Source organism: Gracilimonas sp., assembly GCF_017641085.1.
Classification (GTDB): Bacteria; Bacteroidota; Rhodothermia; order Balneolales; family Balneolaceae; genus Gracilimonas.
The window spans coordinates 314,122-335,183 of the sequence record NZ_JAEPPI010000001.1 but is presented as its reverse complement, the minus strand read 5'-3'; the positions used below and the strand labels follow the sequence as shown (position 1 = coordinate 335,183).

The 21,062-nt window shown below is 44.5% G+C and carries 19 protein-coding genes; 10 read left to right on the top strand and 9 right to left on the bottom strand.

From position 1 onward, the window contains the following. Positions 1–53 precede the first annotated feature (53 nt). From JJ941_RS01375 to JJ941_RS01350, 6 genes are all read right to left on the bottom strand, one after another. Positions 54–1,937, bottom strand: a complete 1,884-nt coding sequence (locus JJ941_RS01375; protein WP_290961404.1) for a histidine kinase dimerization/phosphoacceptor domain -containing protein — start codon at positions 1,935–1,937, stop codon at positions 54–56. A 93-nt stretch (positions 1,938–2,030) separates the two neighbouring features. Next, on the bottom strand, positions 2,031–3,710 hold the full coding sequence (locus JJ941_RS01370; RefSeq protein ID WP_290961401.1) for a choice-of-anchor D domain-containing protein: 1,680 nt from the start codon (positions 3,708–3,710) through the stop codon (positions 2,031–2,033). A 22-nt stretch (positions 3,711–3,732) separates the two neighbouring features. Further along, positions 3,733–4,650 carry a biotin-dependent carboxyltransferase family protein gene (locus JJ941_RS01365; RefSeq protein ID WP_290961400.1) on the bottom strand — a complete coding sequence of 306 codons (918 nt, stop codon included), beginning with the start codon at positions 4,648–4,650 and terminating at the stop codon, positions 3,733–3,735. Further along, positions 4,650–5,351 (bottom strand): 5-oxoprolinase subunit PxpB, encoded by a 702-nt coding sequence (gene pxpB / locus JJ941_RS01360; protein WP_290961397.1) that lies wholly within the window; start codon positions 5,349–5,351, stop codon positions 4,650–4,652. Before pxpB ends, JJ941_RS01365 begins: the two co-directional genes overlap by 1 nt. Further along, entirely contained in the window at positions 5,326–6,081 is a 756-nt protein-coding gene (locus JJ941_RS01355) for a 5-oxoprolinase subunit PxpA (protein WP_290961394.1), read from the bottom strand. Before JJ941_RS01355 ends, pxpB begins: the two co-directional genes overlap by 26 nt. 2 nt (positions 6,082–6,083) lie before the next feature. Beyond that, on the bottom strand, positions 6,084–7,319 hold the full coding sequence (locus JJ941_RS01350; protein ID WP_290961391.1) for an Nramp family divalent metal transporter: 1,236 nt from the start codon (positions 7,317–7,319) through the stop codon (positions 6,084–6,086). 150 nt (positions 7,320–7,469) lie between these two features. On the opposite strand from JJ941_RS01350, the gene JJ941_RS01345 reads away from it, so the two are divergent. The 6 genes from JJ941_RS01345 (at position 7,470) to JJ941_RS01320 (ending at position 11,795) form a co-directional block, all read left to right on the top strand. Then, the gene (locus JJ941_RS01345; RefSeq protein WP_290961388.1) at positions 7,470–7,661 is read left to right on the top strand and encodes a YwbE family protein; all 192 of its coding nucleotides are present in this window, start codon (positions 7,470–7,472) and stop codon (positions 7,659–7,661) included. Positions 7,662–7,666: 5 nt separating this feature from the next. Further along, positions 7,667–8,596, top strand: a complete 930-nt coding sequence (locus JJ941_RS01340) for an alpha/beta hydrolase (RefSeq protein ID WP_290961386.1) — start codon at positions 7,667–7,669, stop codon at positions 8,594–8,596. 81 nt (positions 8,597–8,677) lie between these two features. After that, positions 8,678–9,115, top strand: a complete 438-nt coding sequence (locus tag JJ941_RS01335) for a CBS domain-containing protein (RefSeq protein ID WP_290961384.1) — start codon at positions 8,678–8,680, stop codon at positions 9,113–9,115. Between the two features lie 131 nt (positions 9,116–9,246). Beyond that, positions 9,247–9,996, top strand: a complete 750-nt coding sequence (locus tag JJ941_RS01330; protein WP_290961382.1) for an MBL fold metallo-hydrolase — start codon at positions 9,247–9,249, stop codon at positions 9,994–9,996. Between the two features lie 147 nt (positions 9,997–10,143). Beyond that, positions 10,144–10,677, top strand: a complete 534-nt coding sequence (locus tag JJ941_RS01325) for a class I SAM-dependent methyltransferase (RefSeq protein ID WP_290961379.1) — start codon at positions 10,144–10,146, stop codon at positions 10,675–10,677. 131 nt (positions 10,678–10,808) lie between these two features. Next, a complete protein-coding gene (locus JJ941_RS01320) occupies positions 10,809–11,795 on the top strand; it encodes a c-type cytochrome (RefSeq protein WP_290961376.1) in 987 nt (328 codons plus the stop codon). 45 nt (positions 11,796–11,840) lie between these two features. On the opposite strand, the gene JJ941_RS01315 is transcribed toward JJ941_RS01320, so the two are convergent. Next, a complete protein-coding gene (locus tag JJ941_RS01315; RefSeq protein ID WP_290961373.1) occupies positions 11,841–13,514 on the bottom strand; it encodes a M1 family metallopeptidase in 1,674 nt (557 codons plus the stop codon). A gap of 303 nt (positions 13,515–13,817) precedes the next feature. Between JJ941_RS01315 and JJ941_RS01310 the strand changes: the two genes are divergently transcribed. The 4 genes from JJ941_RS01310 to JJ941_RS01295 all read left to right on the top strand — a co-directional run bounded on the left by JJ941_RS01310 (position 13,818) and on the right by JJ941_RS01295 (position 18,103). Further along, positions 13,818–14,975: a hypothetical protein gene (locus JJ941_RS01310; RefSeq protein WP_290961370.1), complete on the top strand. Its 1,158-nt coding sequence runs from the start codon at positions 13,818–13,820 to the stop codon at positions 14,973–14,975. A gap of 114 nt (positions 14,976–15,089) precedes the next feature. Further along, positions 15,090–16,322, top strand: coding sequence for a glycine betaine/L-proline ABC transporter ATP-binding protein (locus tag JJ941_RS01305; RefSeq protein ID WP_290961368.1), 1,233 nt, complete (start codon positions 15,090–15,092; stop codon positions 16,320–16,322). A 2-nt stretch (positions 16,323–16,324) separates the two neighbouring features. Next, a complete protein-coding gene (locus JJ941_RS01300) occupies positions 16,325–17,149 on the top strand; it encodes a proline/glycine betaine ABC transporter permease (protein WP_290961365.1) in 825 nt (274 codons plus the stop codon). A 51-nt stretch (positions 17,150–17,200) separates the two neighbouring features. After that, a complete protein-coding gene (locus JJ941_RS01295; RefSeq protein WP_290961362.1) occupies positions 17,201–18,103 on the top strand; it encodes a glycine betaine ABC transporter substrate-binding protein in 903 nt (300 codons plus the stop codon). Between the two features lie 64 nt (positions 18,104–18,167). Here JJ941_RS01295 and cysN read toward each other — a convergent pair whose 3' ends face one another. Further along, entirely contained in the window at positions 18,168–20,099 is a 1,932-nt protein-coding gene (gene cysN, locus JJ941_RS01290) for a sulfate adenylyltransferase subunit CysN (protein ID WP_290961359.1), read from the bottom strand. 53 nt (positions 20,100–20,152) lie between these two features. Further along, positions 20,153–21,061: a sulfate adenylyltransferase subunit CysD gene (gene cysD, locus JJ941_RS01285; protein ID WP_290961357.1), complete on the bottom strand. Its 909-nt coding sequence runs from the start codon at positions 21,059–21,061 to the stop codon at positions 20,153–20,155. Position 21,062 lies beyond the last annotated feature (1 nt).

Genomic DNA, 21,062 nt, shown 5'->3' with positions numbered 1-21,062 from the left:
CGCAAGACAATGTTCTTGCGGGGCTTTTTTTTGCTTTCGGAGTAAAACCCACCCTACAAATTCGAATGCGCCCCTTTGCCTTTTACTTCAAATGAAAAGGAAAATCTAAAACCGTTATCTGACTCTATTTCGTAGTTGGCAGTAAGCTGATCTATTAACGTCTTAATGAGAGTAACTCCAAGCGTATTTGATTCATCAAAAATATCTTTGTCGAATCCTTTTCCGTCATCTTCATACACTACTTCGATCAGGTCTCCATTCTCTTTCAGGCTGATGAAGATTCTGCCGTTATTCCGGCCGTTAAACGCATGTTTGAATGAATTCGTTATCAGCTCATTCATCAGTAAACCTAACGGAATAGCCTGATTTATATTCAGGCGGCGGGAATCAAACTGATGCTCTATAACTATGCTTTTATCTGAACTGTCAAACATATCTCTAATCCGATCAATCAGCTTAACGGCATACTCTCCAAAGGTGATATCTGTGAAGCTATCGGTATTGTACAACAATTCATGCACGCCGGAAATGGAGTAAATTCGATTCTGTGTTTCCTTCAAAATAAGCTGCAGCTTTTCATCAGATAACCCTTCTTTCTGCAGTTCAATGAGACCCGCAATAATAGCCAGGTTGTTTTTTACCCGGTGGTGGACTTCCGAAAGCAACACTTCTTTTTCATGAACGGAATCCTCAAGCTGTTTTTTATATTCGGCTTCTGTAGTTATATCCTCAGCAATTATCAGCATTTGTTTACTCTCACTGTTGTTTCCTACAATATGGCTGGCACTTACCCTCATGTGAATGGGAGAACCATCTTTACGATACCGTACAATCTCTTTATTCTTGATTTCCCCATTTTTGAAAATGATGGACATCAACCGGAAGAAATCTTCCTTCAATTCTTCCCCCACATGTGGCATGAATGTACCAATCGCCTCTTTCTGGCTCCAACCCAACATATCCTCGGCTGCCTTATTCCAAAAATCCCGGACTATTCCATCCGTATCTATGGTATAAATTGCCATTGGTGACGATTCTATGAGCGCCCGGATTTTATCGTTTGCTTGCAGCGAAGATTTCTGTGCTGCAAAAGCTGTTTGCATGAAATAGAAAATGACAGAAAACAGTATTGATAAGACGATCCCCATAGCAAGATTCAGATATAGTCCACTTGAATTGTTTTCGGCTTCAAAAATGGCATTTGGTGATACACTGACAAGCCAATAATCTTTATTTGTACCTTCAAGGGTGATTTTTTCTTCTACGGAAAACCCATTCAGACCTGAAATACCGGTACTATCTCCATGCTGGTAAAACACTTTGCCTTTACTGTCATATATCTTTACCCGATACTGATCTAAGCCCTGCAAGATCAAGTCAAACCGGGGATTAAAATCCATTCCTGCCGTAATTGTGCCCTGAAAAACACCGTTGTAGTAAACAGGGGCATCCACTAAAAAAGCATCGGGCCCCTGAACCAGCTTAAGCCAATGCGTTACATTGACCACGGAATCTTCTTTCGCCTGAAGCCAGTCGGTACGCCGGTAGTCGAGTTTGGATATATCCAATCCAATGGCATTTTTATTTGGTTCCAACGGCTCTACTTTCCGGATCACCATGCTGCTGTCAATCCACTCAACAAACAGAAAAGAAGAATCCTGATTTACCATCCGTCCGGCATCATATTCCCAAAAATCAAAGTAAGAACCACCGGTTATTTCCAACCGGCTTTTTAAATTCAGAAGAGTATTGATGTTATCGTGGACAGCACTCTTAAACTGCAGGGTTACAAGCTGTGCAGTTTCTTTAACCTTATTCTCTTGGCTTTGTTCAATATTGCTTTTGTTTCCTACCCAGAGCAGAATAACTATAACACTCAGTACTACACCAATCAGGGCGGAACTTATAAACCTGTATTTTTCGAATAGCTGTTTCAATATTAGGAACCTGAATCATTGCCTCGTTCTGGTATAGATATACCAATAATTATCTTATCGGCATATTAAGAAAAGAATTAATCAGAAAGCAGTTCATTTAACTAATATCAGTTTTCCCGTTTTACTTCTTCCATCTACAATAAGCCTGTAAATAAATATCCCGCTGGAAACATTATTGGCCTGAAATGGCTGATTATACCGGCCTGAAGGCTGCCGGGTATCAACCAGTGTTTGTACGTGCTTTCCCAATGCATCAAAAACGTCTAACCTAACATCCGCTGTTTGTGCCAGTGCATACGGTATCGTTGTGGTAGCATTAAATGGATTGGGATAATTTTGATCCAATACAAAGACTTCATTCTCCGGTAAAGCCTCTCCACCCAGTGAAACCACCACAGGATTCTGTCCTTCACTTGCGTTATATGCGATTTCGAGTTCTCCGGTAAACTTTCCTTCTAACGCAGGTTGAAATTGAACCGGTATTTCTAAGGATTCGCCCGGATCGAGCGTGAATATTTCATCCTCAATTTCACTGGTAAATAAATTGCCGGCCGTTGTACGTACACGGCCAACAAGTGGGTCTTGCACGCCGGCATCATTAGAAACCACGATCGTTTGTTCGATGGTTTCCCCAACATTGATCACCCCAAAGTCTATCCGATTTATATTCATGTTATTCAGAACCAATCTGGAATCGGAATCCAACAGGTTCAGACAATCTTCTGCCAAAGGCCAACCCATATCCCGGAATATTCCACAAGTAACCGGTCCCGGAGAGTGAATAGCAAAGGCACGGCCAATTTGAGGACGCATCAACGCGTTTACCGTATTGGTAAACGTATCCAGATCGAGATGAGAATAGCTCGAACCACCCCTCCAGTTAAAAGGTGCGTATAAGGGGACAATACCACCGTTATTTGAACTGACAGAATACAGTCCATCGAACCTAAGTCCGTTACTTTGTCCTGTAACAGCACTGTAGAGTTGCCCCGATGGGTTTGGATACACACTTTCATTTAAAATACTAACACCGGTCCCGTCGGTAACAAAAACATCGTAAACTATAGGGCGTAAAGGCACTCCATATCCCCATTGTGCCGTTGTACCTTCCGGAACCCGAACCGAGCCCGTAAAGCCCAAACCATGGCCAAGTTCGTGCAGCACAACCGTTACAAAATCAATCAAGCCATCCGGAGTTTGAGCATCTGTGCCGTAATACCAGCTATCCCATTCGGAATTCATGTTAACAATGATATCATGCTCAATTTCATTTCCTGATCCTTCCGACTGAGCGACATAATCGACACCGGTAATGGCACTGGCCTGTGCAATAGCATACCATGCCACCGGATCTGCCTGAACTATTTGAATAATCTGGGAAGGCCCAGCACTTCCTAATGTAAATTCTCCCAGGCCAGTCCAATTTGCACCAATTCTTATCGGTACATCTGAAGTGATATGGCTCTCCCAAATGTTCACTGCATATTCAAATGCCGTAATTGCTTCCTCGGGCCAGGAAGGGCGGTCGATATATTCCACCTGTATATTTGCAGTAGCACCGGCTGTTTTTGCTTGGCTGTTAAATTGCTCTTTAGGCAACCGGTAATGAGCATCAATCCCCGTTGATGTAAGTGTACAAATCCTCTCAAAATCCCTGTAATCTAAAGGGATAATTTTTGATTGAGCATACTTTTGGGAATTTTGAGCTGATGAATGGACCTGAAAAAAAAGGGATACACAAAGCCCGGCAAAAATCGCTCTTATAAAATACATAAATCTTGATGTTAGCTTGCTCTCAGTATAACAGATTTTTTTGAAAAGCACTCAATGTAGTGGCCTCTTCTCTGCTGATTTTCCTGAATGTTAGCTGTACACCTGACCATAACTGACCTGCCCTCCACAAATCAGCATCAGCTATTTTTGCTATCCGTGGATATCCACCCACTGCCTGTCCGTCTTTCATAATGATGATAGGCCGGCCACTATCGGGCAGTTGGATCGTTCCCGGAATAACAGGACCCGATACCATCTGGCGATCTATGGGTTGAATAGCATTTCCTTTCAGCCGTACACCCATTCGGTTACTGTCCGGGCTTACATCAAATTCGGTTCTCAGAAACTGCTCTTTTTGGTGTTGGGATAACCAGCCCCACTCCGGGCCTTCCAAAATTCGCAATTCCACCTTTGAAGAATAATACGGGAACCGATCTTCAGGAACACTTTCCGGCACAGAACCTCCCTCACTTTCAGTCCACGAAAGCACATCTCCTTCACGTAACGCACGTCCTTTAAAACCACCGAATTTTCCCGTTAAATAGGTTGAACAGGAACCCAGTACTTCCTTGATATCCAATTGGCCGCGAATGGCGAGATAACTTCTGCACCCTGTTTGGCAGTAATCAAAAGAGACGACATCACCGGACTTAATTTCAAATGAGGTATTCAGGGAAACATCCTCACCGTTTATCTTGGAATTCATATCAGCGCCGGTTATGGCTATAACTGCGTTTGAGTTAAAGCGATATCTTCCCCCATTCAGAGTCATTTCCAATACCGGCAAGTCGCTCGCATTTCCCACCAATTGGTTTGCTAATCTGTAGGCGTAGTCATCCATCGCCCCGGAAACCGGTACTCCATATTGCCGGTATCCGAATCGGCCACCATCCTGAATGGTGGTTAATAGTCCTCCATCTGTAACTTCCAGACTCCCCATCAAATCTCCCTATCTTTGAGTTTGGAAAATTCTTTTTCGGGGATACGCTCAAAAACAACCTGATCTCCTGCCCTTACCACAGTTGGCGGGTCTTTTCTTGCATCAAAAAAAGAAATAGGCGTTCGCCCAATAATTTGCCAGCCACCAGGACTTTCCAGCGAATAAACCCCCGTCTGCTTTCCGCCAATACCAACTGCACCGGCCGGAATTTGACTTCGAGGCTCCTGTCTTCGGGAACAGGCAATCTCCTCATCTAACCCCGACAAGTATAAGAAACCGGGAAGAAATCCCATCATGGCTACAGTGTAGGCTCCGGCTAAATGAATTTGAATAATCCTGTCTTTTTCTATTCCGGTGTGATTTTCAACTTCCTCCCAATCAAGGCCTAATTCATAACAGACCGGTATCACATGTTTTTCGGGTGAATGGTTTTCTGCTGAAATGTGCCGGAAGGCATTTGAAAGGATATCGATTTCACTGCCAAGATTATTCAGCAGCCTGTCATAAATAATAGCGATGCTTTCGTAGGCCGGAATGATATCGACAACGCCGGGAATGGATGCTTCATCGATTATTCTGAATGACTTATGAATAAGCTGTAAAGAAACATTATCCTGCTTCGGCTTTAGGAGAAGAGCTTGTTCCCCAAGGGCTGAGACCCACCAGCTGCTGTTATTAAGCTGAAGTAATTTCGACTTCATGTTTCTCCAAAAAATCGTGGATTTCTTTAGCTAATTCCGCTGCTCCTTCGGTATCGCTGTGCAGGCAAACGGTTTCGGCGGTGATGGATAGATCAAGCCCCCCCTGAGTATGCACAACCCCATCCAAAAAGGAAGCCATTTGTTTTAAAACGGACTTCTTTTCGTGAAGCACGGCTCCTTCCAAAGAACGAGAGCGCAAGCTCAGATCATCTTCGTATTGACGGTCAGCAAAAACCTCACTTCGAACTTCCAGCCCTACGTCTTTTGCTACTTTTGCTAATTTCGATTCGGCCGGGGCATAAATCATCATATCTTTTTGAATCTGAACAATAGCTTTGGCTATGCCCAGGGCAACACCCTCATCTTTGGCGGCGTGGTTATATAAAGCACCGTGCGGTTTCACATGATGAAGCTTCCCTCCCAGCGATTCCGTCATCCCCTTTAAAGCCGATACCTGGTACAAAATACAGGCCTCAAGTTCCTCAGTCGAAAGATTCATTATGCGCCGGCCAAAGCCCTGTAAATCCGGGTATGAAGGGTGAGCCCCTATTGCCACCTCATGTTCCAGTGCTAATTCAATGGTTTTGGAAATGGTGACAGGGTCGCCGGAATGAAAACCACAAGCAATATTACAGCTCGAAATGTAAGGCATGATCTTAGAATTACGGCGCTCATCGTACATGCCGTAGAATTCACCCAAATCACAATTCAAGTCAATTTTTTTAATCATAGCTAAAAGAAATTAAAGACTGAATTCAAACTTCTGAACCCGACCAGGATAGTGACTAAAATCACAACTACTCCAAAAATATTTTGTTGGGTTGAATTGGAGTTGGTACCAAGCAACAATGGCTTGTTCATGATGTACAATAAGAAAACAGCAATCACCGGCAGTGTGATTCCATTGGCAATCTGTGCAAATTCAATGAGTTTTACCGGGTTAATGCTGAAAGCGGAGAATATCATCCCTGTGAAAAGCACCAGCATCCAAACCACTCTGAATTTGAGGTCTTTGAGATCATCTTTCCAGCCAAACATTCCCTTAGCTGCATAGGCAGCTGCAAGAGGAGCGGTAACGGCAGAGGTGATACCCGCTGCAAACAGCCCGATTCCCATAAACGACTTCGCCCAACTCCCCAGCAGCGGTTCTAACTGTCCGGCCATATCGGCTGCGCTGTTTATTTCGGCGAGAGATCCATCAGCGGCAGCAGCACTGGTTATGACGATACACATGGAAATCAATCCGCCTAAAACAATTCCGACTGCATTTTCGACCCTCATCTCAGACAGCTGAGCATAGCTCGAATACCGTTCTTGTACGGTTGATGCATGCAAAAAGAGGTTATAAGGAACCACCGTAGTTCCTATTAATGCTATCACAGTTAGCAGCTCATCGGGAGAGGCGGTTGGAATGAAAAGTCCTTTAAAGATGGCGGAAACATCCGGCTGAATAACTACTGCCGTAGTCACAAAAACGATACTCATGATTCCCACCAGGGCGGTCATCACATTTACAATCCGCTTAAAATTTCCGGAGTACAATAACAGGAAAGCAACGGCTCCAATAACCAGAGAGCTAAGCCGGATTACAGACCCACCCACCGTTACATCAAATCCGACAAAAAGCTCCTCCCAGCCCAATACCGCTCCGGAAATATTTCCGCCTTCATACGCTATATTGCCAACCACAATGGCACTGAAAACCAGGATGATGGCCGATATTCTGATCACCGGATTTCCCAGCTGCTCCCGAATAGCTTCTCCAAATCCTTTTTGGGTAATGATTCCCAAACGTCCGGTCATCTCCTGCAGAACAATAGTGGCTATCACAGAAAAAAGCAGTGCCCATAACAGTACATATCCGGACCTGACGCCTGCCAAAGTACAAACGGTGACGGTTCCCGGGCCAATAAATGCGGCAGCAACCAGTGTGCTGGGACCAAAGTACTTTCTAAACGGGTTGTTCATGCTTTGTATATAGTATCTAAGTAAGAAAATCCCAAACGGATTTACGTTTCTAAAGAATAGGAAATTTGAATTATTTTCATAAAACTATAAACATTCGTTCAATAATTTGTGTTAAGTCTGAAATCAGTAAATCAAAATTTTCTCTTAGCTATGGATGGCAAATACAAAGCTAATATCCGCCCCGGAATGCAGGTGGGTATTGTGCTCAAGAAAGACCAACGCAGTGGTAAAATCACGAATGGTGAAGTTCAGAATATCTTAACGAATTCGGCAACTCACCCTCATGGTATAAAAGTGAGATTAACGGATGGCCAGGTTGGACGAGTGAAAAAGATCCTTTAATTAATATGAATATCGGGGATTTTTCAGAGCACACATTCGATTTTGGGGAAGATTACGAAGGTAGGGTAATCGCCACGCTGGTGGCATCTCCAAATCATGATGCTTCCCGCCCTTCTGTTTTATACATTCATGGATTGAGCGACTATTTTTTCCAGGTGCATGTAGCAGAAGCTTTTCATGAACAAGGGTACAATTTTTACGGACTAGACTTGAGAAAACACGGGCGCTCCTTACTTCCTCATCAAACCCCGAATTACTGCCGGTCGGTAAAAGAATATTTCCCGGAAATTGATCGCGCTCTGGAATTCATCCAATCTAAAAATGATGGAGATATCATTCTTCTGGGGCATTCAACGGGGGCTCTAACCGGAAGCCTCTACCTGAATGAAGGAGAAAACCGGGATTGTATTCACAAATTGATTTTGAACTCCCCTTTCCTGCAGTTCAACCTCAATCCCTGGCAACGGGCTATTTTGCTGCCTGCCGCACGGGTGATTTCAACATTCAAGCCCTATGCCTCCCTGAAAAAACCATTTTCCCATTTATATGGAGCCAGCATTTCCAGCGAGAAGCATGGGGAATGGGATTACAATACCGACTGGAAACCATTACTGGGGTTTCCAGCCTACCTGAAGTGGGTAGCAGCCATGCATGAAGCTCAAAAAAAGCTGCACCGAAATTCCGACATAGAAATTCCCATTCTAATCCTTCATTCGGATAAGTCGAGCCGCAATCAAAGCTGGAATGAAAACATCCTGAAGACGGACATGGTGCTGAATGTGGAGCATATGAAAACCTATGGCAAGAAGTTAGGGCCTAATGTATCCCTGGCTGAAATCCCAGGAGCCATGCATGATGTTTTTCTTTCCAAAAAAGAAGTACGGAAGCTGGCTTTTAAAAAAATGTTTGATTGGCTCAGTAATACTGAAAGCTAGTAACACCCTTTCCGCTTGCAAATCTCCAAAAAATCCTTTTATTACAGCAACAGCCAATTGTAATTAAGGGAGGTTCGCATTATGCAGGTAAAAGAGATTCTAAACCAAAAAGGAAGAGACATATTTTCCGTAATGCCGGACACAACCGTGTATGATGCCATCGCAAAAATGGCGGAATACAATGTCGGAGCTTTACTGGTAATGGAAGATTCTAAACTGAAGGGGATTATTTCTGAGCGCGATTACAGGAACAGGGTGATTCTTGAAGGGCGAACATCCAAGACCACTGAAGTGCAGGAAATCATGACCGAAGATGTTATTCGCGTTCAACCTACCGATACCGTTAACCTGTGTATGCAGCTGATGACGGAAAAGAAAATACGCCACCTGCCCGTTGTTGATGACGCACAGGTAGTTGGAGTGATTTCAATAGGTGATGTTGTCAAAACCGTGATTGCCCATCAGAAATCAGAAATCGATTCCCTTCGGAATTACATCGGTGGCGGTTATCCCACTTAGCCATTAAACTGATCACTTCTCTGTTTATACCCCTCATTTTTAAACACCGATTTGTTTGGCATCTAACAATCATGTTGAATGATCGGTAGTTATTTACAGTTTCACTGTCAACCTTCAATTAATTCTTAACTATGCTTCGTACCGTTCTTACTTCCATTCTTTTAGGACTGTTTATTTTCTCTACAGCCTTTGCTCAGCTAAACAACACTCCAGACCGAATTGAAACCGATGAAGGGGAGCTGGTTATTCACCCCATTCTCCACGGTAGTGTGATTTTTGAGTGGAATGGACAAACGGTGTATATGGACCCATGGGGCCAGGCCGGTTTATATGAAGACAAGCCTGCCCCTGATGTCATCCTTATTACTCATCCGCACGGCGACCACCTGAGCCCCGAAACCCTGACAAGCCTCGATACCGAGAATACTACTTTCTATGTTCCACAAGCTGTGGCTGATCAAATGCCGGAAGAATATCTGGCTCAAACAACGGTAATTGCCAACGGCGAAACTATGGAGTATGAGGGCATCACCATTCGGGCGGTTCCCATGTATAATCTGCCTGAAGAAGACGCCCGCCATGCTAAAGGCTGGGGAAACGGCTATGTGCTTACTATGGGCGGGAAGGACGTGTACGTATCCGGTGATACGGAAGGAATTCCGGAAATGCGAAACCTGGAGGGCATTGACATCGCTTTTGTTTGCATGAACCTGCCTTACACCATGGATATTAACCAAGCCTCCGAAGCCGTTTTGGATTTTGAGCCGGCAATTGTGTACCCCTATCACCACCGGGGACAGGATATTCAGGAATTCAAAAAGTTGGTGGATGCAGGTAACAAAGATATCGAAGTACGCCTGAAGAACTGGTATCCAAGGTAGGGTTTAACATCTGTTGAGCGGAACTCCTACCTTCCCTCAAAAAGAATTATGCAGTGCACCCTCTGCTCATCGGAAACCAAACCGTTTTATCATTATGAGAATGAAGACCGGCAATATCATAGATGCACCAACTGCCGGGCAGTTCTCATGGATACCGATGATTACCCAACTCCTGAAGAAGAGATATTCAGGTATGAAAGTCATGATAATGACGTGGAAGATCCCCGGTATCAGGAGTTTGTATCGCCGCTGGTAGAAAAGATTATGGATAAGTTTTCCCCGGATTCGCTTGGGCTGGATTTTGGTTCCGGAACCGGGCCCGTTATCACTAAAATGCTTACCGATCAGGGATATTCCATCAACACGTTCGACCCATTCTTTGATAACAACCCGGACGCTCTGGAGTTGGACTATGACTATATCGTCAGTTGCGAGGTAATGGAGCATTTTCATCATCCTCACAGGGAATTCACAAAACTGAGAAGCATGTTAAACCCCGGTGGTGCTCTTTTTCTGAAAACCGACATCTATACCGATGATATCGACTTCCATAGCTGGTATTACAAAAGTGATGAAACCCACGTAATCTTTTATCACCCGGATACACTCAACTTGATGAAATCTGAATTTGGATTCAGCCAGTTAGACATCGATGGAAGGCATATTACCTTCCTGATTTAGGGCTTTTATCCACACTTTTACCCATAGTAGAAAATCACCCTTTTTTTATGCAAATTAGTCCCAATCCTATGGGGCTTTTGGGTTTATAGAAAAAGGGGTACCAAAGCTTCTCTAACTACTAATAAAATGCTATGAAAAAGTTATTACTTGTATTGGGGGCTCTGTTTCTAATTTTGATCGTCGGAGTGGCTGGTTTATTGATTTATGTCTCTACTGCTCTCCCGAGTGTAGGTCCGGCGCCGGATATTCAAATTGAACAGACTGCAGAAAGAATTGAACGGGGACGTCATCTTGCCAATAACGTAATGGTTTGCACCCATTGCCACTCTCCACAAGAAAAAACCAAGTTTTCTCATCCTCTTGATCGAAACATGTTTGCTGCCGGTGGAACCCGATTTGGTCCTGAGGAAGGTTTTCCGGGAAATTATTATGCTCCAAACCTGACCCCGGCCAATCTCAGCAACTGGACAGATGGAGAAATTTACCGCGCAGTGACTGAAGGTGTCAGCAAAGACGGACGAGCGTTATTTCCGATTATGCCTTATCCGAATTATGCCCAAATGAGTAAGGAAGATGTCTATTCAATTATTGCATACTTGCGAACGTTGGAACCCATTGAAAACGAAGTGCCTGCTTCGGAATCATTTTTCCCCATGAATTTCATCATCAATACTATACCTGCTGAGACTGAACTTTCGGATGAAGAGCCGGTCACAACCGATCCCGTAAGCTGGGGTAAATACCTGGTAACTGCTGCAAGCTGTATGGATTGCCACACCCCCATGGAGCAAGGAGCTCCTATTCCTGGAATGAACTTTGCCGGGGGCATGGAATTCCCGATGGAAGACGGCAGTATTGTCAGGACGGCAAACATCACTCCGGATATTGAAACAGGTATAGGAACATGGACCGAGGAGCAGTTTGTAAATCGCTTCAAGGAGTATGCCGATTCAACCTTTGAGTATCATGAAGTTGCAAGCGGGGAATTTAACACAGCTATGCCATGGACGATGTACGCTCAAATGTCGGAAGAGGAGCTTAAAGCCATTTATGCTTATCTGCGCACAACAGAACCAGTTCAACATTTGGTTACAAGGTTTACACCTGTCGGAGACTAACAATCAGACCGTTTACCAAGAGGTTCAGGCTTGTCCTGAACCTTTTTAATTTCCAAGCAGGTTGAAACTGCCTACATAGTAATTCGGATCAACACTAAGAGTGTATGACTCATTGGACTCAAGAGCTACTGTTTTCCAGCCGGTGCCGGGTTGCAACCTCAGATTTTCTCCGTTCAATGTTACATCTACTGGAAGGTTAAATCCATCTACTGCATTGCCCCATCTGTACAGCAGCGTGTTATTTCTGAATGCATACTCAAGTGTTGGAATGCGAATATCTCGTAAGTACTGATCAAATACAGGGTCTAAATTCATGCCAAACTTATCGCTGATGTAATTTTCTATTTGGGCGGTTGTTACGGTTTGATGATAGAATTCCCGGTTTAACCCCCGCAAGGTTTCCCGCCACAGAGAATCATTGTCTGCTACCTGTCGCAACGTATGCAGCAGATTACCGCCTTTGTTATACATATCACTCGACCCTTCATGATGCACCCCGTAAACCCCGATTAATGGACTGCTGTTTTGAATTCCGAGCCTGAGTCCTTGCACGTATTCATTAGCCGCCCGTTCACCATAATGATAATCCAAATACAGACTTTCGGAATAATTGGTGAATCCTTCGTGTATCCACATGTCAGCTACATCGGCATAGGTAATATTATTGGCAAACCACTCATGGCCGGTTTCATGGATAATGATGAAGTCGAATTTCAGTCCCCAGCCCGAACCACTTAAATCCCTGCCCAAATATCCGTTTTGGTATTTATTTCCATAGGTGACTGAGCTCTGATGTTCCATCCCCAGGTAGGGTACTTCCACCAGCTTAAATCCATCCTCATAAAACGGGTACGGGCCAAACCAATATTCAAATGCATCCATCATAGGCTTAACCTGCCTGAACTGTTCTTTTGCTTTCTCCAGGTTTTCCAGGAGTACATAATAATCCAGATCAAGTATGCCTTTCTCCCCTTCGTACTCTTCCCCGAAATGCACATAGTCGCCAATATTAATATTCACACCATAGCTGTTGATGGGATTAGACACAAACCAATGCCAGGTTTTTGTACCGTTTTGATGTTCATCAACCCCTCGCAATCTCCCGTTCGAAACATCCATCAGAGAATCCGGGGCATTTACACTGATCAGCAAACTGTCCACTTCATCATACGGATGATCTTTATTTGGCCACCAGATACTGGCTCCGATACCCTGGTTGGAAGTAGCAACAAATGGCCGGCCATTACTGTCCTGAGTCCAGGTAAAACCTCCATCCCACGGTGGACGAACAGCAACTTTAGGTTTTCCTGAAAAGTGAACAATCAGTTCATTAACATCTCCGGTCTTTTGCTTTTTTGTAAGCGTTATAAAAAAGGCATTTCCATCCCGGCGGTAGTCCAGCGCTTCGCCATTCTGCGTTACTTTGGTGATATCCATCGGCGGCTGAAGATCAATTTGTATGATTTGATAGGGTTTCAGCACTTTATACTGAACCACGTTCCATCCTGAGATTGAACTGTCCTGGATGTTTACCTCAACGGTTAGGTGATAATAGGTCAAGTCCCACCATTCCCTTTCTTTTGTAATGGAACCCCTAAGGCTATCCTGGTGGGTGAACCCGGTTTGCGGAGCAAATATCTGGGCATTCACTACCGAAAATCCGGACGCAATAATCAGTGAAAAAACAACTGCTAAAATTCTGAACGTTTTCAATTTCATATCCTTTATGATATCGAACGGAGTATTTTGTACGCTATCCAACATTTAATATTTTTTGATTGCTGTGCTTAGGTTTATGATTTAATGAAATTAGCCTAACAAACAGCGTTTGCAATAGCGTCACAGCCTTTTATCTTAAGGTGATTCATTAACAGGATTTTTAATCCGTAAAAAATCAAAACACCTGTTAAAATGAAGTTAACTGCCGCACAGCTTCATGGTGTTCTCGCCTACTGCTTCAGGTTGAGTTTTATTTAAATCTAACTACGTAATGGTAACTAATTTAAATTTTCAGAGCTAATCATGAAAAAACTAAGCTTACTTGTTACAACTTTTCTATTGTTTTTCTCAACATTCACTTTCGCTCAGGAAGATGAATCTTCGTTGTCGGTAGGCGGGGCTGTACGATATAATGTATTGCTAACCGACTATGAAGACGGCACCATCAACAACGAAGATGCACAGTTTACCTGGGATACCTGGCGACTGAATGTAAATGCCGAAAAGAACGGAGTGAAACTTAATTTTGAGTACCGCTTCTACCCCACTTTTAACACACACTTTGTGAAACAGGGGTGGTTAGGCTATGATTTCAATGAAAAGAACAATCTTCAAATTGGTGTCACCCAGGTACCCTTTGGGAATTTGCAGTACAACTCCCATAACTGGTGGTTTCAGGGGCCTTATTATGTAGGCCTTGAGGATGATCACGATATGGGTTTCAAATACACCCATACCGCAGAAAACTGGGACTTGATGGCAGCATATTTCTTCCAGCCTGAACCTGCAGGTCCGGCCGGCGGCAGCGGATCGTTTGGTTTTGGAGGATCCGGGCGTTATTCCTATGACATTGTACCTGCCGGAAATCAAACCAATTATGAACGTAACCAGTTAAACCTGCGCGTTACCCGAACCATTGATATTGAACAGGGAAGCATTGAGTTCGGTGCCAGTGGTGAAGTTGGGCAAATCTGGAATCAGCCGCTGGATGAAACATCATCCCGATATGCACTCGCGGCCCATACAGATATCGACTATGGTAACTGGAATTTCAAAGGGCAGTTTATCAATTATGGAATGGATGCCCAGAATAATAGCGGCCAGAGTGTTGATATCGTAAATATGGGGGCATACGGAACTCCATATTCGGTGGCTACAGAAATGAATATCTACTCTGCCGGTTTAAGCTACAGCTATGATGTAGACTGGGGCCCCATCACAAACCTGAATTTCTATAACGACTACACCTACTTTCAGAAAAACATAGACGGTTTTTACGATGCTCATCAACATGTGGTTGGCTTCCTGCTCTCTGCCGGAAATGTATATACCTACTTTGACATTGCCAGAGGCAGTAATCAGCCCTGGATTACCAACAATTTCGGAACCGGACTCGGACAAGGGGTAAATGACGCCCGCTGGAACACCCGGTTCAACATAAACATTGGGTACTACTTCTAAGCTATAACGAACATACATCCTGCTTGATGCGGGATGTCCTGAAAACGGAACCAAATTCCTTTTTGAGGAGATCCCGGACATCATATAACTCAACAATTATTGAACAAAGGACATATGGCCGCTATAACTGTAAAAAATCTCTTTAAAATTTTCGGGAAGAACCCTGAAAAGGCTTTCCCCCTGATAGAAGAAGGTAAATCTAAAGATGAAATCCTGAATGAAACAGGAAATACCATCGGTATTAATAATGCCAGCTTTGAGGTAAAAGAGAAGGAGATGTTTGTGATCATGGGACTTTCCGGAAGTGGAAAGTCTACCGTGCTGCGCTGCCTGAACCGACTAATAGAACCCACCAAAGGTCAGGTACTGATTGGCAATGAAGACATTACCGAAGTGGATAAAGACAGGTTGCTGGAAATGCGCCGCAAAAAAATGTCGATGGTGTTTCAGAACTTTGGCTTGTTTCCCCATCGCACCGTTTCTGAAAATGTACAATACGGGTTGGAAATAAGTGGCATGGATAAAGATCAGCGGAAGAAGAAAGCTTATGAAGCCATCGAAAAAGTTGGACTGAAAGGATATGAAGAACAAAAGCCGGATGAACTCAGCGGCGGCATGCAGCAGCGTGTTGGGTTAGCAAGGGCATTAGCTAACGATCCTGAAATCCTGCTGATGGATGAAGCATTTAGTGCCCTTGATCCACTCATTCGTGCCGACATGCAAGACGAGCTGCTGGAACTTCAGGCGGAAGTCCACAAAACGGTCGTTTTTATTACACATGACCTGGACGAGGCTCTTAAAATCGGAGACCGGATTGCCATCATGAAAGATGGATACGTGGTGCAAGTGGGCACACCGGAAGAAATTCTTACCAATCCCGCTGATGATTACGTGAAAGCCTTCGTCCAGAATGTGGATCGCACCAAGATCATTACGGCGCAGGCCATCATGCGGAAAGCACCTACTGTTCAGGTGCCCAAAGACGGTCCATCGGTAGCCATTCGAAATATGGAGAAAGTGGGGGTTTCAACCACCTATGTGGTTGATGAAAACCGTCACCTCAAAGGAATTGTCAAGATTGATGACGCGATTAAGCTGAAGGAAGACGGAGTGAAGGATCTCGGGAAAATCATTATTTCTGACATCGAAGTCTGTGGTCCGGAAACTCCCATCAACCAACTACTGCCCAAAGCCATCGAAGCCAAGTACCCGATTGCGGTTATTGAAGACGACAGCAGCCTGCTTGGCATTGTTGATCGTGCTACCATTATGGCAGAGCTCAACGAAAATGGCTTAGACACCCAAAAGAAAGAAACCAAAAATAACGAAGAAACTACTACATCCTGAATATGTTTGATCTACCTGTTGGAGATGCATTTGAGTTTGCAATCAACTGGCTGACCGATAACCTGAGCGGTTTCTTTGACCTTGTCACCCTGGTGGTTGACTCTTTTCTGGTCGGGATTGAAAACCTGCTTTTATTTCCCCACCCCATCATAATGATTGTGCTGTTCAGTGCCCTTGCCTGGTATGTATCAGGAAAGGGAGTTGGGATTTTCACCGTTCTCGGTCTGCTCGTTATTGAGGGAATGGATATGTGGGACGGAACCATGGAGACGCTGGCTTTGATCATCACCGCGGTGGTTATCGCTTTACTGATTGGTATTCCACTCGGAATCTGGGCTTCTAAAAGTAAGACAGTGGAAAAGGTTGTTCGTCCGATCTTGGATTTTATGCAGACCATGCCCGCCTTTGTGTACCTGATTCCGGCTGTTTTATTTTTTGGATTAGGTCAGGTGCCGGGAGTGATTGCTACGCTCATTTTTGCTATGCCACCGGCTGTGCGACTCACGAATTTGGGAATCCGGCAGGTACCGGAGGAAATCAGGGAAGCAGCCCTGGCTTTTGGCTCCGATTCCAAACAAATGCTTTTGAAAGTGGAACTGCCCGTTGCCCTTCCCACTATCCTTGCGGGAGTAAACCAAACCATTATGCTGGCTTTATCGATGGTAGTAATCGCTGCCTTGATTGGCGCCGGTGGATTAGGTCAACCTGTGGTTACAGGCCTCCAGCAGCTGGATATCGGGCTGGGATTTGAAGGCGGTCTGGCTATTGTAATACTGGCTGTGTTTTTGGACAGAGTCACCCAATCGTTAGGAGCTTCTTCAGGATAAGAATTTAAGATATAAACAGAAACAGAACCATAACATCAAACCAAAAGAACCATGAGAACGAATAACAGAATATGGAACATGCTATCTAAGCTGGGGATATTCGTCCTGGCTTTTGGACTGATTACCGCGTGTAGTCAAAAATCAGAAAATGAATCAAAAACAGCCGACTTGGTATATGTAAACTGGGCGGAAGGGATTGCTTACACAAATCTTGCTAAAGTAGTACTGGAAGACAAGATGGGCTATGAGGTTGAAATTACATCAGCCGGTGTAGGTCCTGCTTACACAGCCGTAGCCAATGGCGATGCCGATGCTTTTATGGAAACCTGGCTGCCCACCCTGCACGCAGATTACGTTGAGCAATACCAGGAAGACATCATTGATCTGGGAACCGTTTATGAGGGAACCCAAAGCGGCCTGGTAGTACCAACTTATGTTGAGATCGATAAAATCTCTGAGCTGAATGCTGTCAGTGATAAATTCAACGGTGAGATTACCGGAATTGACGCCGGTGCCGGAATCATGAAAACAACCAATGAGGTAATTGAAGACTATAATCTTGATTATGAGCTGGTACAATCAAGCGGACCGGCAATGACCTCAGCTTTGAAGAAAGCTTATGAGAATCAAGAACCGATCGTAGTAACCGGCTGGAAACCCCATTGGATGTTTGGAAGCTTCGACCTCAAGTTTCTTGAGCAAGACGAAGACATGATGAAATGGAAAACCGGAAGTATCCACATTATGGGCCGTAAAGACCTTCAGGAAGATAAACCGGAACTGGCCACTTTTCTGTCTAACATGCATCTGACCGATGCAGAACTGGCTGACCTAATGGTTCAAATCAATGAATCAGACGAATCAAATGAAGTAGTTGCTAAGGAATGGTTAGCCAACAATGAAGAGGTAATAGCTGACTGGATTCCGGAAGGAAATATGGAATCAGAAATGTAAACAGCACCTGATTTCTGAAAACCAAAGAATGGGGAAACACAAGCTTTGTGTTTCCCTTTTTTATTTACTCAATAATTTTAAGAATCTCCTCAACGGCCTCATCCACCGACATTGAATCTGTGTCGATAGTTAAAGCTGGATCATCGGATACCTCGTAATCTGCATCATAGCCTGTTAGGCCGGAGATTTCGCCTTCCTGAGCCTTTTTGTACAAGCCTTTCGGATCTCGTTCCTGAGCTGTCTTTGGGTCGCAGGTAATATGAACTTCCTTGAAGTCTCCTTCCGGGAATAATTGCTTAGCTGCTTCCCTGTCTTTGGAATACGGAGATACGAATGTGCAAATCACAATATTTCCGTGCTCATAGAATAAACGGGCTACTTCACCAACGCGGCGGATATTCTCGGTTCGGTCAGCAGCACTAAATCCAAGATCACCATTTAAACCATGGCGAACCTGGTCTCCATCCAGGAGCACCGTTTGCTTACCGTTTTCCCAGAGCTTTCTTTCGAGCTCCTTGGCAATGGTACTCTTACCAGCTCCCGAAATCCCGGTAAACCACAGTAAACTTGCTTTATGACCGTTTCTCTTTTCCCGTTCTTCCCGGGGAATATTCCACGGTTCCCAAACTACATTCGGAGACTTCTGTCGGGTTTGTTTGCTTTTAATACCCGCTTCAGATGTGTCTTTCGGCGACTTCGATTCTGTAGACCCCGCACGGATCATCCCGGCTCCAATGGTCACGTTGGTCGCAGGATCAATAATGATAAAACTTCCCGTTTTCTGGTTCACCTGGTAAGGATCGTAGAAAATAGGCTGACTGGTTTTCAGCTTTACCCGTCCAATTTCATTCAGTCCCAATTTGTTGGCATCTTCGCGGGTCAGAGAATCCACATTCATTCGGTAAAGCAGATCTTCCATAAAAACCTGAACCGTTCGGGTGGTGTGCTGCAGAACATATTGCTTATTCAGCTCCATATCCTTCTCGTTCATCCAGCAAATATAGGCCTCAAACTCATTGCTGACGGCCGGTACGTTATTCTTCCGAACAATCATATCGCCACGGCTGGTATCAATCTCGTCTTCAATAGTCAACGTTATGGAATCGCCCGGGTAGGCAATCTCCAGATCTTCGTCCCGGGTCACAATTCTCTTCACTTTGGATGAAAGGCCGGATGGCAATACCGTAATTTCATCGCCCGGACGAACATGGCCTGAAGCAACTCTTCCGGAAAAGCCCCTGAAGTTCTGATTCGGACGAATTACGTACTGCACCGGAAAACGGAAATCTACAATGTTGTCAGAAGCATCTACTTTTACAGTTTCCAGATGGTGCAATAGTGTAGAGCCGTTATACCAATTTGTATTTTCACTTTTATCGACAACGTTATCCCCTTTCAGCGCGGAAATCGGGATATAGGTGATATCGCTTACATTCAGCTTCTTGGCAAAGCTTCTGAACTCACTTACGATTTCATTGAACACTTTCTCATCATAGCCAACCAAGTCCATTTTATTAACAGCCACCACCAAGTGAGGGATTCTAAGGAGTGATGAGATAAACGCATGCCGGCGGGATTGAGTCAATAGTCCTTTGGATGCGTCAACCAGGATAATTGCCAAATCAGCTGTTGAAGCTCCGGTTACCATATTTCGGGTGTACTGGGTATGACCCGGCGTATCCGCGATAATAAATTTTCTTTTGGGAGTCGCAAAATAGCGGTAAGCAACATCGATGGTGATTTTTTGCTCTCGCTCAGCTTTCAACCCATCAGTGAGCAGGGCAAGGTTTACATCTTCTTCCCCACTGCTTTTGCTGGACTTTTCGATGGCCTCCATCTGATCTTCAAAAATGGATTTGGAATCATAAAAAAGCCGCCCGATCAGCGTACTTTTTCCGTCATCCACACTTCCGGCTGTTGTAAACCGGAGCAGATCCATATCCAGGTATTTATTGTCAGTGTTCGGGTTGTTCGATTTTCCGTTGCTTTCGCTCATTTGAGAAATAAAATTCGTTGTTCAGTATTCTTAGTGGATGGTGTTTGGATGGCTTAGAAGTATCCCTGACGTTTTCGGTCTTCCATTGCGGTTTCGCTGCGCTTGTCATCGTGGCGATTTCCGCGTTCCGTTTGTCGGGCAGAAGCCACTTCCTGAATGATCTCTTCCATGTTTGATGCATCCGATAATACCGCACCGGTACACGTGGCATCCCCGATAGTTCTGAAACGTACGGTCTTCGTTTCCAACTCTTCTTCTTCCATTCGGTTTACAAAATCCGTGTCGGCAAGCCATACTCCACGACGATTAAAAACTTCTCGCTCGTGGGCAAAGTAGAGTTCCGGAATGTCAATCTCTTCCTGTGCAATGTACTGCCATACATCCATTTCCGTCCAGTTACTCAACGGAAAGACTCTGAAGTTTTCGCCCGGATTCTTCCGACCGTTGAACAGATTCCAAAGTTCAGGTCGTTGATTCTTCGGATCCCATTGGCCGAAAACATCCCGGTGGGAGAAGAACCGCTCTTTTGCCCGAGCTTTTTCTTCATCACGACGTCCACCACCTAAAGCAGCATCCACCTGATATTCTTTCAGAGTATCCAGGAGTGTGGTTGTTTGAAGGGCATTTCGGCTGGCATCGGGTCCTGTTTCTTCTTCAACCCGTCCTTCATCAATAGATTTTTGAACGCTCCCAACAATCAACTCCACATCGTACTTCTCAACAAGCTTGTCTCTGAATTCAATGGTTTCGGGGAAGTTGTGGCCCGTATCAATATGCATTAACGGGAAGGGTACCTTGCCCGGATGAAAAGCTTTCAGAGCCAGGTGAAACATAACTATAGAATCCTTTCCACCGGAGAAAAGCAAGACTGGCCGCTCAAACTGAGCCGCCACTTCTCTCATAACATAAATTCCTTCGTCTTCCAGTTCTTTAAGATGTGAATGTGATCTTTTTTCACTCATT